Origin of the sequence: Photorhabdus aballayi, from assembly GCF_026153155.1 — a bacterium.
In the GTDB taxonomy this organism is placed as follows: Bacteria; Pseudomonadota; Gammaproteobacteria; order Enterobacterales; family Enterobacteriaceae; genus Photorhabdus; species Photorhabdus luminescens.
The window spans coordinates 13639-28214 of record NZ_JAPFCD010000019.1 but is presented as its reverse complement, the minus strand read 5'-3'; the positions used below and the strand labels follow the sequence as shown (position 1 = coordinate 28214).

Here is a 14576-nt window from a genome sequence, read left to right as displayed (position 1 = left end):
GTTTCCGCTAGTTTTTACAGACCTAAGTCACTATAATTCGCGCAACTTTTTTTGCGAGATGCTTTTCTAAAGTATTCTTAAGTTGTCGGGATCAATTTCTATGAGCGAAAAATATGTCGTAACCTGGGATATGTTGCAAATACATGCCCGTAAATTGGCGCAACGTTTACTTCCTGTCGAACAATGGAAAGGCATCATTGCCGTTAGTCGCGGCGGTCTTGTACCCGGCGCGCTTTTAGCGCGTGAATTGGGTATTCGTCATGTCGATACAGTCTGTATTTCCAGCTATGACCATAATAATCAACGTGAACTGCAAGTTCTGAAAAAAGCAGAAGGTGATGGTGAAGGTTTCATCGTTGTGGATGATTTGGTTGACACTGGCGGAACCGCTCAAGCCATCCGTGAAATGTATCCCAAAGCCCATTTTGTGACTATTTTTGCAAAACCGGCGGGCCGCCCTCTGGTTGATGATTATATTGTTGATATTCCTCAAGATACTTGGATCGAGCAACCTTGGGATATGGGTGTTGTATTCGTTCCGCCAATTTGTGAAGGTAAATAAAATCAGCATTTGTTATGGCAAACCAGAACCTTTCAGAATCACTTTTTAAGCCAAGACAAAAACATCAGGAAACTTCCACGCTGGTAAAACACCGCCATCCCCGATTAATTGCGGGTAATTACAGTACGTTGGATGGCAACAGTCATGGTAGCTGGTATCGCATGATTAACCGGCTGATGTGGATTTGGCGAGGAATTGATCCGTTTGAAATAGAAGAAGTGTTATGTCGGATTGCCATGACAAACGCGCAGCGCAGTGATGATAATTTACTGGATACTGTGATTGGGTATCGTAAAGGTAACTGGATTTTTGAGTGGTCACATCAGGCGATGTTGTGGCAACAGAAAGCGTTGCGGGCAGAGCAGAGTCCAGAAGCCGGCAATTTCTGGTTGAAAGCGGCTAACTTGTATAGCATCGCCGGTTATCCCCATCTTAAGGGAGATGAGTTGTCTCAGCAGGCCGTCGTTTTGGCCAATAAAGCTTATGAAAATGCGGTTCGTTGCTCTGGCTATCAGTCGAGGAAAATAGAGTTCAAACTCAAGGGAGGGGGTTGTGTGACCGGTTTCCTTCACCTGCCTCAGCAACTGCAAAGGCCTTCTCCAACCATTTTGGTTTGTGGCAGTTTGGATAATTTGCAAAGCGATTATTATCGGCTATTCCGTGATTATCTGGCGCCGCTTGGATTTGCGATGTTAACTGTGGATATGCCTTCGATTGGTTACTCTTCACGTCTGAGGCTGACACAGGATACCTGTATTCTCCATCAACAAATAATCCATCAACTGGATGAAATTCCCTGGATTGATCACACTAGAATTGGCCTCTTTGGTTTTCGCTTTGGCGCCAATATTGCTGTCCGGTTGGCCTATTTGGAATCTAAACGTATCAAGGGCGTTGCAACTCTTGGCGCTATGGTTCATGAGTGGCTCAGTAGTGTTGAGCGTCAACAAAATTCACCTTCGATGTACCTTGATATGTTTGCTAGCAGATTGGGTATTAATAATGTGGATGAAAATGCACTTCGCCTCGAACTCGGTTGTTACTCCCTTAAAAAACAAGGTTTGTTAGGTCGGCGTTGTTCCGTTCCTATGTTAGCGGGTTACTGGCAGAATGATATTTTCAGCCCGAAAGAAGAATCTAAGCTGATAGCAATGTCATCAATGGATAGTAAATTACTGGCTGTTCCGACAACGCCTGTTTATAACAGTTTCAATAAGGCGTTACGGGAGATCAGTCAATGGTTGAAAAATAAAGTCTGTTAATGAAATTTCCGTTACTTGTTGATTGTTAACTGCTTTATTTTATGAAGATTTCATGCGTTTTCGGATAAAGTGAACCGCATAGGTTTGTTTTAAACTCCTATTTTTTCAATTTAGCATTATGCCTGTTGGCATAACGCGTCTCTCCTGTTAAAACTGAGCACTGTTTTTTTAATTAAAATCTAATGGCAAAAATATGATGAATAGCAGCCAAACATTGGTTGTGAAACTGGGGACGAGTGTACTGACAGGCGGCTCTCGTCGCCTGAATCGAGCTCATATTGTAGAACTGGTAAGGCAATGTGCTCAGCAACATGAAAAAGGTCATCGCATTATTATTGTGACTTCCGGTGCTATTGCGGCAGGGAGGGAACATTTGGGCTATCCGGATCTACCTGCAACAATTGCATCCAAGCAATTGCTGGCGGCAGTCGGTCAAAGCCGGTTGATTCAGTTGTGGGAGCAGCTCTTTTCTATTTATGGTATCCATGTTGGGCAAATGTTACTGACTCGGGCGGATTTAGAAGATCGCGAACGTTTTTTAAACGCCAGAGATACCTTACAGGCTTTGCTCGATAATCGCATTGTGCCTGTCATTAATGAGAATGATGCAGTTGCGACGGCGGAAATTAAAGTTGGTGATAATGATAATTTATCTGCATTAGCGGCAATTCTGGGGGGAGCAGATAAGTTGCTATTGTTGACGGATATTGAAGGGCTGTATACCGCTGATCCGCGTAACAATCCAGACGCAAAACTTATCCCGGAAATTTATGACATCAGCGATGAATTACGTATGGTTGCCGGTGATAGCATTTCGGGTTTAGGGACGGGAGGAATGGCAACTAAACTTCAAGCTGCGGGAATTGCAGGTCGTGCGGGTATTGATGTCATTATTGCCGCGGGTAATAAACCTGATGTTATCTCTGATGTCATTGAAGGTAATCCGGTAGGTACTCGCTTTCATGGGTTGGAAAGCCCGATGGAAAATCGTAAGCGTTGGATTTTTGGCGCCCCTCCAGCGGGTGAAATTATTGTAGATCATGGTGCTGAAACAGCAATCTGCGAAAAAGGCAGCTCTTTATTACCGAAAGGGATTAAAAATATTAAAGGTGATTTCTCCCGTGGAGAGGTTATCTGCATTCGTAGTCTGTCTGGTAAGGATTTGGCACATGGTGTTTGCCGTTATAACAGTGATGCTCTACGTTTAATTGCAGGCCGCCATTCACAACAGATAAGCCAAATTCTCGGTTATGAATATGGTGCTGTTGCGGTTCATCGTGATGACATGATCGTGAGTTAAGGATTCATAATGTTAGAACAAATGGGAAAGGCTGCCAGGGAAGCTGCATGGCAACTGGCACAGCTAAGTACAAAACAGAAAAATCAGGCATTAATCCGCATTGCAGACTTGCTAGAGCAGGAAAGTGCAATCATTCTTGAAGCTAATCAGCTTGATATGGCTCAGGCCCGTGAACAGGGCATGAGCGAAGCATTGTTGGATCGTCTGTTATTGACGCCGGAACGTTTGACCGCGATAGCTCATGATGTTCGTCGGGTATGTCATTTATCCGACCCGGTAGGGGAAGTCATTGATGGCAGTTTGCTTGACAGTGGCTTGAAATTGGAGCGTCGCCGTGTACCGTTAGGTGTGGTCGGGGTGATTTATGAAGCACGTCCTAATGTCACTATTGATGTTGCATCTCTGTGTTTGAAAACCGGTAATGCGGTTATTTTGCGTGGTGGTAAAGAGACTCACAACACCAATCAAGCGACAGTGAAAGTTATTCAACAGGCACTTGAACAGAGTGGATTACCTGCCGCAGCCGTGCAGGCGATAGATAAACCGGATCGTGAGTTAGTTATTCAGTTACTGAAAATGGATCGCTATGTGGATATGTTGATTCCACGTGGTGGCGCAGGGTTGCATAAGCTGTGTCGTGAGCAATCGACTATTCCAGTTATTACGGGCGGAATTGGCGTTTGTCATACTTTTGTCGATGAAAGCGCTGATTTTGATAAGGCATTAACTATAATCACTAATGCTAAGGTACAACGCCCAAGTGCCTGTAATGCTTTAGAAACTTTGCTGGTACATCAGAAGATTGCGGCTGATTTTCTGCCTGCATTGAGCAAGAGCATGGAAGGGCAGGGAGTTACTCTGCATGCGAGTAAATCAGCAATGGCGTTTTTGAAAGATGGACCTGCTAAGGTCGTGGATGTCATGGAAGCAGATTACCGTGATGAGTGGTTATCTCTGGATATGAATGTGGAAATTGTCAGTGATATGGGACAGGCAATTGATCATATTCGTACATATGGTACGTCCCATTCTGATGCTATTTTGACTCAATCTTTGCATAATGCTGACTATTTTGTTCGTCAGGTTGATTCTGCTGCGGTTTATGTGAATGCTAGCACTCGCTTTACTGATGGCGGCCAGTTTGGCTTGGGTGCGGAAGTTGCCGTTAGCACGCAGAAACTGCATTCCCGTGGCCCAATGGGATTAGATGCGTTGACTACGTATAAATGGATTGGTTATGGGGATGATTTAATCCGTAAGTAATTTGTTTATTGTTACCTCAGAAGCGTGTCTGATTATATTGAAGTTTCGGTAAGATCATGCTTTTGGGGTAGCTTTTACCGTATATGTTAACTTTTAATTTTACGTTGATGTAAAGTTCTGGTTACTATAGGCGTTAATATATTTTTAACGATGAAATTTATCAAGGATATCAGGCAGTGAACCAAATATTGTTTATTGTAGGTGCACGTGGGGCAGGAAAAACGACGGTTGGAAAATTATTAGCCAATGAATTATCGTACACATTTATTGACACTGATCACTATATCCAACAAACCAGCAACATGACTATTGCGGATATTGTTAACCAGCAAGGATGGCAACAATTTCGGCAATTAGAAAGTCAAGCTTTACAACAAGTTAGTCAAAATAATCGTGTTATTTCTACCGGTGGAGGGATTATTCTTTCCGCTGAAAATCGCCAATATATGCGACAAAATGGCACGGTGATTTATCTTCAAGCTTCAGCGAGTGTTTTGGCTGAGCGATTAATGCAGCAACCAGAAAATACCCAGCGTCCTAGTTTAACGGGAAAATCTATTGTTGAAGAGATGGAGGAAGTGCTTGCCGCCAGAGAGAATCTCTACTGTGAGTGTGCAAATCATATTATTAATGCGCAACTTTCACCGGAAAAAATTACAGCTTATGTGAAAGAAATGATTCTTTCTGGAATAATCTCCTGACACTATTTTAGTATTCTTTATTAAAGAGATAGGAATATTACAGAGTCGAATGATAAATAGTATCTTCTATTTATTTTTTCAAATGGGTTGAGATACGAATATGTTGTTTAAATTTCTAAGGCTTGTTTTTCGTTTAATGTTTCGTTTAACAGTAGAAGGAGATATTAAACAATTTAACCACCCCAAATGTCTTATCACGCCTAATCATGTCTCTTTTATTGATGGGGTTTTGCTGACGCTTTTCTTACCGGTCAAGCCAGTATTTGCTGTCTATTCCAATATTGCAAATCGTGGTTTTATGAAACTGGTAAGGCGCTATGTTGAAATAGCTCCTTTGGACCCAATAAATCCAATGGCTATCAGGGTGCTGGTTAAGGAAATAGAAAAAGGGCGACCAATAGTTATTTTTCCTGAAGGAAGAATCACGGTTACCGGTTCTTTGATGAAAATCTATGATGGAGCGGCTTTTATTGCCGCGATGTCAGAAGCTGCTGTGGTTCCTGTTCGCATTGAAGGGCTGGAAAGAACCGTATTCAGCCGATTAAAAGGTATTTTCAAACTTCACCTTTTTCCGAAGGTGACTATGAAAATCTTGCCTGCGGTACAATTGCCGATGCCGGATGTGTCTGGTTCGGAGCAACGACGTCGTTTAGCCGGTGAGCGTTTGCATGAAATAATGATGAGTGCGCGAATGGCGACCCGACCGCAAGAAACAATATTTGAATCTTTATTGGTTGCACGAAAACAATTTGGTCGTTTTAAGCCCTGTATTGGAGAGGTTCCTTTTAAAGAAGAGAGTTATAACAGTCTGCTTAAAAAAATACTGGCTGCCAGCCGTGTTTTGCAGCGTTTTACCTGCAAGGGGGAACGGATAGGTTTTCTTTTACCTAATGCCACTATTATGGTAGCGGCGATATTCGGGGCATCTTTGAGAGGAAGAATACCGGCTTTATTAAACTATACAGCCGACAGTCATGGATTGAAAAATGCGGTAGAAATTGCCAGTATTAAAACTATTGTGACTTCCCGTCAATTTTTGGAAAAAGAGCGATTAACACATTTATCTGAGCAGGTTACGGAGGTTAACTGGGTTTATCTTGAGGATTTGGAAGGTACGGTAACTTTTCGGGATAAATTATGGGTCTTGTGGCACCTCTTTTTTCCGAAGCAAGCGATGGCGGCGCAAAAACCGGATGATGATGCTTTGGTATTATTTACGTCCGGTTCAGAAGGTATATCAAAAGGTGTAGTTCACAGTCACGCGAGTTTGTTAGCCAATGTGGAACAGATAAAAACCATTACTGATTTCAATCCACTTGACCGTTTTATGTCTTCTTTACCGCTATTTCATGCATTTGGGTTGACTGTTGGTTTATTCACTCCGCTATTGTCTGGTAGCCGGATATTCCTCTATCCAAACCCATTGCATTATCGGATAGTGCCAGAAATGGTATATGAATGTAACTGTACCGTATTATTGGGGACATCCACTTTCCTGGAGAATTATGCCTATTTCGCTCATCCGTATGATTTTGCGCGTCTTCGTTGTGTTATAGCCGGTGTTGAAAAGCTCGCTGAAAATACGAAACAGATTTGGCAAGATAAATTCGGTATTCGCATTTTAGAAGGATATGGCATGACAGAATGTGCGCCTGTCATTGCATTGAATGTGCCGATGATGGCTAAAGTTGGTACTGTTGGGCGGATTTTGCCGGCAATGGAATCCCGTTTGATTCCGGTAGCAGGAATTAAGAAGGGGGGGCGTTTGCAGCTACGTGGCCCGAATATGATGAAAGGGTATCTGAGCGTTGAAGATCCAAATCATTTAGAACCACCCGCGGCAAAAGATGAGCATGGGAATATTCAGTTTGGTTGGTTCGATACTGGAGACATTGCTTCAATTGATGAACAGGGATTCTGTACTATTCTTGGTCGGGGGAAACGTCTTGGTCGGGGGAAACGTTTTGCTAAACAGGAAGAAATCGTGTCATTGGAAAGTGTAGAGCAACTTGCATTGAAGGTCTCTCCTGATGCCATGCATGTTGCTACCGTTAAGAATGGTCATAACGAAGGAGAAAGATGGGTGTTGTTCACGACTGATTCGCAACTGAAATATTCATCAATGTGTCAGGCTGCTCAGGAAATGGGCATCCCAGAGTTAGCAATCCCCTGTGATATTCGTTATGTGAAATCATTGCCAGCACTTGACAGTGGTAAAGCCGATTTTGTTACTTTGTGTAAAATAGCCGAAGCTGAACAGGAATAATCATCGTGAATACACCCTCCGTTGTTCAGCCGCTATTAACCCGTGGCATGAAAGCCGTATTGGTGTCGCAGTTTTTTTCGGCTTTTGCCGATAACGCGCTGTTGTTTGCGATTTTGGCACAGTTGAAAGCCCAGTTTTATCCTGACTGGAGCCAGCCGATATTACAGATAGTGTTTGTTTTGGCATATATCCTATTGGCGCCTTTTGTAGGGCAAATTGCTGATCGTTTCCCGAAAGATCGGGTGATGTTGTTTGCTAATAGCATCAAGTTGTTGGGCGCGTTTACTATCTGTCTGGGATACGATCCATTTCTGGGTTATGCCTTGGTGGGAGTGGGAGCTGCATCATATTCACCGGCTAAATACGGAATATTGGTTGAACTGACCGATGGCGACCGTTTAGTAAAAGCTAATGGTTTGATGGAAGCTTCAACGATAATTGCCATTCTTACTGGCTCTGTTGCTGGTGGTTTTTTGTCTGATTGGAACCTGGCTGTCGCACTGCTTGTTTGTGCGCTGATGTATGGTATCGCTGTTGTCGCTAATTTCTTTATTCCCCGATTATCGGCTGTGCGTCAGGATAACGGCTGGAATCTGAAAAAGATGCTGACAGACTTTACTTCATCTTGTTGTATTCTTTGGCATAACAAAGGCGCTCGATTTTCTTTAATTGGCACCAGTTTGTTCTGGGGAGCAGGTATAACATTGAGATTCCTATTAGTCTTATGGGTGCCTGTTGTTCTGGGAATTTCTGACAATAGCACGCCGACAATACTTAATGTGATGGTTGTTGTCGGCATTATTATTGGCGCCGGTGTTGCTGCCCGTTTCATCACCCTTAAAACAGTCCACCGTTGTATGCCTGCTGGTGTTTTAATCGGCGTGATGGTGGTCATTTTTGCTGTTCAGCAAAGTATTTGGGTTTCCTACGTCTTATTAATCATTCTCGGTATTTTTGGCGGTTTGTTTATTGTGCCATTGAATGCATTATTGCAGGAAAGCGGCAGACAAACGATTGGGGCCGGTTATGCAATCGCAGTGCAGAATTTGGGTGAGAATATCGCCATGTTATTGATGCTTGGGTTGTACTCATTGGTTATTAAAATAGGTGTCCCGGTTGTTACTACAGGGATAGGTTTTGGTACTCTGTTGGCGTTGACAATCACGAGTTTGTGGATTTGGAACCGGTTTCAAAGAAATTGATCTTTTACCGGATAAAGAGTGTGTTATGAGTGAAAAAATTCTGACTCAGCTTAGTATTGAACTGGGAGAGAAACTGAGACAGCACAAACTGTGGGTGACTTGTGCTGAATCTTGTACCGGTGGCTGGTTGGCGAAGACCATTTCCGATATTGCTGGTAGCTCTGCTTATTTTGACCGAAGCTTTGTGACATACAGTAATAAAGCTAAGCATCAGATGCTTGGCGTGTCAGAAGCCGTTTTGCAGCAATATGGCGCTGTTAGTGAACAGGTTGTGAGAGAAATGGCCGCAGGAGCACTGAAAGCCGCGCAGGCAGATCTGGCGGTTTCGGTCAGCGGCATTGCCGGGCCTGATGGCGGCAGCGAAGAAAAACCTGTTGGTACAGTGTGGTTTGGATTTGCATATCTAACGGTAAATGGGGTAGAAGTTGTGTCCCGCCATTGTTGTTTTAACGGTGATAGAAATGAAGTACGCCTTCAAGCTGTCATCTATTCTCTGAAAACATTGTTATCAGAGATTATAAAAAATTAACTTGATGCTGTATGATTATACAGTATAATTGCAGACAACGTTTTAGTATCAGAAATTATTCATCGGCAGTGAGAGAGCCCTTTCATTGCTTACGAGGGAGTAAAAATGGCTATTGATGAAAATAAACAAAAAGCACTAGCAGCGGCACTAGGCCAAATTGAAAAACAGTTTGGCAAAGGTTCCATCATGCGTTTGGGCGAAGACCGTTCAATGGACGTTGAAACTATCTCCACGGGTTCATTGTCGCTGGATATTGCATTAGGTGCTGGTGGCCTGCCGATGGGGCGTATTGTTGAAATCTATGGTCCGGAATCTTCTGGTAAGACAACGCTGACGTTACAGGTTATTGCCGCAGCACAACGTGAAGGTAAAACCTGTGCGTTTATTGATGCTGAACACGCCCTTGATCCTATCTATGCTAAGAAGTTAGGTGTTGATATTGATAATCTGTTGTGTTCTCAACCCGATACGGGGGAACAGGCTCTTGAGATCTGTGATGCGTTGACACGTTCCGGCGCTGTTGATGTGATTATCGTAGACTCCGTTGCTGCTTTAACGCCAAAAGCTGAAATAGAAGGGGAAATTGGCGATTCTCATATGGGGCTGGCAGCTAGAATGATGAGTCAGGCAATGCGTAAACTGGCCGGTAACTTGAAAAGCTCCAATACGTTGTTGATCTTTATCAACCAGATTCGTATGAAAATTGGTGTCATGTTCGGTAATCCTGAAACAACAACCGGTGGTAACGCGCTGAAATTCTATGCTTCTGTTCGTCTGGATATTCGCCGCATTGGTTCTGTGAAAAATGGCGAAGAGGTTGTTGGTAGCGAGACCCGTGTTAAGGTAGTCAAAAACAAAGTGGCAGCGCCATTTAAGCAAGCAGAATTCCAGATTATGTATGGCGAAGGCATTAACACTTATGGTGAATTAATCGATTTAGGTGTGAAGCATAAACTGGTGGAAAAAGCAGGCGCATGGTACAGCTATAATGGCGATAAAATTGGTCAAGGCAAAGCGAATGCTACCATCTACCTGAAAGAGCACCCTGAAATTTCTACTGAACTGGATAAAAAATTACGTGAAATGCTGTTGCATAATGCCGGTGAATTCAGTAGCGCGGCTTCTGATTACGAAGGTGATGAAAACGAAGAGATGAATAACGAAGAATTCTAATCTAACTAATTATATCGGTAGTTTGTATTCTCGTATTAAAGCTGTAAAAGTTTTGTCATCAAACTTATACCGCGTTAATAATGACGCGGTTTCTTCTCTCAGAAAGCGAGTATTATCCATATTATGCGATCATGCTTTCAGAAAATACCCAGACGATTTACAATGCTGCCAGCGAATGGATGTATCTGGGATTTTACTTCTAATAGAAGAACTTTTATCTTATCCCCACTTTGTTTATTCGTGAGTTGAAGATAGGTGATGGAATATCCCGCCTAACCAATTCATAAATCTGTTTTTCCAGCTTGATTTCGGGACAATTATGAGCAAAAGCACCGCTGAGATCCGTCAAGCGTTTCTCGACTTTTTTCATACTAAAGGGCATCAAATCGTACCAAGTAGTTCTTTGGTGCCAAATAATGACCCAACACTGCTGTTTACCAACGCAGGGATGAACCAGTTTAAGGATGTATTTCTTGGACAAGACAAAAGATCTTATTCCCGAGCAACAACTGCTCAGCGTTGTGTTCGTGCCGGTGGTAAACATAACGATTTAGAAAATGTAGGTTACACCGCACGTCATCATACTTTCTTTGAGATGCTCGGTAATTTCAGTTTTGGTGACTATTTCAAACATGATGCTATTAGCTATGCTTGGGAACTTCTGACTGGCAAAGATTGGTTCAATTTGCCTAAAGAAAAATTATGGGTGACTGTCTATCAGACAGATGATGAAGCCTATGATATTTGGAAGAATGAAGTCGGAATACCAGCAGAAAGAATTATCCGCATTGGTGATAACAAAGGTGCGCCTTATGCATCGGATAATTTCTGGCAAATGGGTGATACCGGTCCTTGTGGTCCTTGCACTGAAATTTTTTATGATCATGGCGAACATATTTGGGGTGGACCGCCAGGAAGCCCAGAGGAAGATGGTGACAGATATATTGAAATCTGGAATATCGTCTTTATGCAGTTCAACCGTCATGCTGATGGCACGATGGAGCCGTTGCCAAAACCATCAGTAGATACGGGGATGGGGCTGGAGCGGATCGCCGCTGTATTGCAGCACGTCAATTCTAACTATGAGATCGATCTGTTCCGTGATTTGATTACAGTTGTTGCTAATGTCACTGGCGCTACAGATGATCTGAGTAATAAATCTCTGCGGGTGGTTGCTGATCACATTCGTTCATGTGCATTTTTGATTTGTGATGGTGTTGTTCCTTCTAATGAAAACCGTGGTTATGTTCTGCGTCGTATTATCCGCAGAGCTATCCGTCACGGAAACATGTTGGGGGCTAAAGAGACCTTCTTCTACAAACTGGTTGCCCCATTGATAGACGTGATGGGCGCTGCGGGAGAAGAGCTTAAACGCCAGCAAACAATTGTTGAGCAGATTTTGAAAACAGAAGAAGAGCAGTTTGCTCGTACTCTGGAACGTGGTCTTCAGTTGCTAGACGATGAACTGGCAAAACTGTCCGGCGATATTCTGGATGGCGAAACGGCTTTCCGTCTGTATGATACCTATGGTTTCCCTGTGGATTTAACTGCTGATGTTTGCCGTGAGCGTAATATTAGCGTTGATGAAGCGGGATTTGCAGCGGCAATGGAAAATCAGCGTCGTCGTGCTCGCGAATCAAGTGGTTTCGGTACCGATTATAATGAATTGATCAACGTTGATGAACGTAGTGATTTCTCTGGCTACGATCATAACGAACAGCAGGCAACAATAACAGCTATCTTCCGTGATGGCGAATCAGTCAATCAAATTCAAGCGGGTGAAGAAGCGATTGTTATATTAGATAAGACCGCTTTTTATGCTGAGTCCGGTGGGCAAGTTGGTGACTCAGGTATTCTGAGTAATACTGATTGTGCTTTTTGTGTTATTGATACACAAAAATATGGTCAGGCTATTGGTCATATTGGTAAGCTTGAAAAAGGTACTTTAAGTGTAAACCATAACATCAATGCGGTTATTGATATTGAACGTCGTGATGCAATTCGTTTGAATCACTCAGCAACTCATCTGTTACATGCTGCGTTACGTCAAATTTTGGGTGAGCACGTATCACAGAAAGGCTCTCTGGTTAACGATAAATACCTTCGCTTTGATTTTTCTCACTTTGAAGCGATGAAACCAGAGCAGATCCGTCGGGTTGAGGATTTGGTTAATGCCGAAGTTCGTCAAAATTCACCTGTTGTTACTGAATTGATGGATCTGGAAACAGCAAAAGCCAAAGGTGCAATGGCACTGTTTGGTGAAAAATACGAAGAACAAGTCCGTGTACTGTCAATGGGGGATTTTTCCACTGAATTATGTGGAGGGACTCATACGAATCGTACCGGTGATATTGGCTTGTTCCGTATTATTGCTGAATCTGGAACGGCTGCGGGTATCCGTAGGATCGAAGCGATTACAGGTAAAAAAGCGTTGGAATCTGTACATCAACAGGTTGATTTAATTCAGGATATCGCTCAATTAGTGAAAAGTGATATCCATAGCCTGAGTGAAAAAGTACGGGTGACGTTGGATAGAACCAAAGCGTTGGAAAAAGAGCTTCAACAGCTTAAAGATCAACAGGCTGCACAAGAGAGCTCTTCTTTAGCAAGTAAAGCGAAAGAAGTGAAGGGCGTGAAGTTGTTGGTTAGTCAGTTAAGCAATACAGAACCTAAGATGTTGAGAATGATGGTTGATGATCTAAAAAATCAACTAGATTCAGCGATTATTGTGCTTTCCACTATAAGTGATGATAAAGTCAGCTTAATTGTTGGTGTCACAAAGGATCTGACTGCTAAAATAAAAGCAGGTGAGTTAATTTCTTCTGTAGCTCAGCAAATCGGTGGTAAAGGCGGTGGTCGCCCTGATATGGCCCAGGCAGGTGGTTCTGATGTTGAAGCGTTACCTTCTGCTTTGGATAGCGTGGAAGAGTGGGTAGCATCGCGGTTATAAGTGGTATTACTTGAGTTTACGGGGCATCATAGCGTTGTTTTTATGGTGCCTTGAAACTTTGTTGTGAAATTGTTAAAAGGTTAAGCGCATATTTATTTATTTTGGCTAAACTATATAGGTAGGAAATGCGCTTAAAATTGCTTATACTTTAAGCATATACCATTGTTTTACGTTTTCACGGTGTTTGATGGATAATAGCGGGGAAACCGAAAGACCCGACTCTTTTAAATTTTCAAGGAGCAAAGAATGCTTATTCTGACTCGTCGAGTTGGTGAAACGCTCATGATAGGCGATGAGGTAACAGTTACAGTACTGGGGGTTAAAGGTAACCAAGTTCGTATTGGTGTAAATGCCCCTAAAGAAGTTTCTGTTCACCGTGAAGAAATTTATCAGCGGATTCAGGCCGAAAAGTCTCAGCCAACAACTTACTGACTCTAAGTTGGCGTCCTATCTCTGTCAGAACCGGGCGCCATTTTTGAGGGATTTCATCTCTGTTGGTATTTTTTGGTCTTACTAATTTCTTAAATTCTTGTCTATTTTCCCCCTTTTTTGTTTTTCTATCGTAAGAATATCGTGTTCCTATCATGCTATTGTGGCGAATAATGATTTGCATGCACTTAAATTGAGGTTGTGATAATTTACTGCTGATAAAGCACACTTTTTGACGTCAAACTAAACATCTTGTGTGTGAAGTGTTCAAACAAACACAGGTTTAGAAAAATTGTTTGACTTATAAGTCTGGGAAAGTAATATGTGCGCCACGCAGTGACGAGGAGCTTAAACAAAAGTTCTGAGTCGCGTTTCGAAAGAAAGCGTACGGTGAGATGGCCGAGAGGCTGAAGGCGCTCCCCTGCTAAGGGAGTATGCGGTTAAAAGCTGCATCGAGGGTTCGAATCCCTCTCTCACCGCCATTTAAACCACGCATCCATAGCTCAGCTGGATAGAGTACTCGGCTACGAACCGAGCGGTCGGAGGTTCGAATCCTTCTGGATGCGCCATATTAAACCTTGAGATGAAGTCATCTGAGGTGCCATTCAGGTAATCGAAGCAATCACTGTCTTTTACCAAGAGTGAAAAACTGAACACGCATCCATAGCTCAGCTGGATAGAGTACTCGGCTACGAACCGAGCGGTCGGAGGTTCGAATCCTTCTGGATGCGCCATATTAAGCCTTGAGATGAAGTCATCTGAAGTGCCATTCAGGTAATCGAAGCAATCACTGCCTTTTACCAAGAGTGAAAAACTGAACACGCATCCATAGCTCAGCTGGATAGAGTACTCGGCTACGAACCGAGCGGTCGGAGGTTCGAATCCTTCTGGATGCGCCATATTAAACCTTGAGATGAAGTCATCCGAGGTACCATTCAG

The 14576-nt window shown here is 43.0% G+C and carries 11 protein-coding genes and 4 tRNA genes; all 15 read left to right on the top strand.

Annotation, left to right across the window (positions count from 1 at the left end; translation table 11 throughout):
* The first annotated feature begins 100 nt into the window (after window positions 1-100).
* The 15 genes from gpt to OO184_RS11850 all read left to right on the top strand — a co-directional run bounded on the left by gpt (window position 101) and on the right by OO184_RS11850 (window position 14536).
* Window positions 101-562, top strand: a complete 462-nt coding sequence (gene gpt / locus OO184_RS11920; RefSeq protein ID WP_088372523.1) for a xanthine phosphoribosyltransferase — start codon at window positions 101-103, stop codon at window positions 560-562.
* Window positions 563-576: 14 nt separating this feature from the next.
* Window positions 577-1824 (top strand): esterase FrsA, encoded by a 1248-nt coding sequence (frsA, locus tag OO184_RS11915; protein ID WP_265379366.1) that lies wholly within the window; start codon window positions 577-579, stop codon window positions 1822-1824.
* A 196-nt stretch (window positions 1825-2020) separates the two neighbouring features.
* The gene (proB, locus tag OO184_RS11910; RefSeq protein WP_049583361.1) at window positions 2021-3124 is read left to right on the top strand and encodes a glutamate 5-kinase; all 1104 of its coding nucleotides are present in this window, start codon (window positions 2021-2023) and stop codon (window positions 3122-3124) included.
* A 9-nt stretch (window positions 3125-3133) separates the two neighbouring features.
* Window positions 3134-4387 carry a glutamate-5-semialdehyde dehydrogenase gene (proA, locus tag OO184_RS11905; protein WP_265379365.1) on the top strand — a complete coding sequence of 418 codons (1254 nt, stop codon included), beginning with the start codon at window positions 3134-3136 and terminating at the stop codon, window positions 4385-4387.
* A 176-nt stretch (window positions 4388-4563) separates the two neighbouring features.
* Entirely contained in the window at window positions 4564-5088 is a 525-nt protein-coding gene (gene aroL, locus OO184_RS11900; protein ID WP_265379364.1) for a shikimate kinase AroL, read from the top strand.
* Window positions 5089-5188: 100 nt separating this feature from the next.
* Window positions 5189-7354, top strand: a complete 2166-nt coding sequence (gene aas / locus OO184_RS11895; RefSeq protein ID WP_265379363.1) for a bifunctional acyl-ACP--phospholipid O-acyltransferase/long-chain-fatty-acid--ACP ligase — start codon at window positions 5189-5191, stop codon at window positions 7352-7354.
* Between the two features lie 47 nt (window positions 7355-7401).
* Window positions 7402-8556: a lysophospholipid transporter LplT gene (gene lplT, locus OO184_RS11890; RefSeq protein ID WP_265379411.1), complete on the top strand. Its 1155-nt coding sequence runs from the start codon at window positions 7402-7404 to the stop codon at window positions 8554-8556.
* Between the two features lie 25 nt (window positions 8557-8581).
* Window positions 8582-9085: a nicotinamide-nucleotide amidase gene (gene pncC / locus OO184_RS11885; RefSeq protein WP_265379362.1), complete on the top strand. Its 504-nt coding sequence runs from the start codon at window positions 8582-8584 to the stop codon at window positions 9083-9085.
* Between the two features lie 105 nt (window positions 9086-9190).
* Window positions 9191-10258, top strand: coding sequence for a recombinase RecA (gene recA / locus OO184_RS11880; protein ID WP_265379361.1), 1068 nt, complete (start codon window positions 9191-9193; stop codon window positions 10256-10258).
* A gap of 319 nt (window positions 10259-10577) precedes the next feature.
* Window positions 10578-13208: an alanine--tRNA ligase gene (gene alaS / locus OO184_RS11875; protein WP_265379360.1), complete on the top strand. Its 2631-nt coding sequence runs from the start codon at window positions 10578-10580 to the stop codon at window positions 13206-13208.
* Between the two features lie 246 nt (window positions 13209-13454).
* Window positions 13455-13640, top strand: a complete 186-nt coding sequence (gene csrA / locus OO184_RS11870; RefSeq protein ID WP_002209449.1) for a carbon storage regulator CsrA — start codon at window positions 13455-13457, stop codon at window positions 13638-13640.
* Between the two features lie 386 nt (window positions 13641-14026).
* Window positions 14027-14119, top strand: a tRNA-Ser gene (locus tag OO184_RS11865).
* A 10-nt stretch (window positions 14120-14129) separates the two neighbouring features.
* Window positions 14130-14206, top strand: a tRNA-Arg gene (locus OO184_RS11860).
* An 88-nt stretch (window positions 14207-14294) separates the two neighbouring features.
* Window positions 14295-14371, top strand: a tRNA-Arg gene (locus OO184_RS11855).
* 88 nt (window positions 14372-14459) lie between these two features.
* A tRNA-Arg gene (locus tag OO184_RS11850) sits at window positions 14460-14536 on the top strand.
* The last annotated feature ends 40 nt before the right edge of the window (window positions 14537-14576 follow it).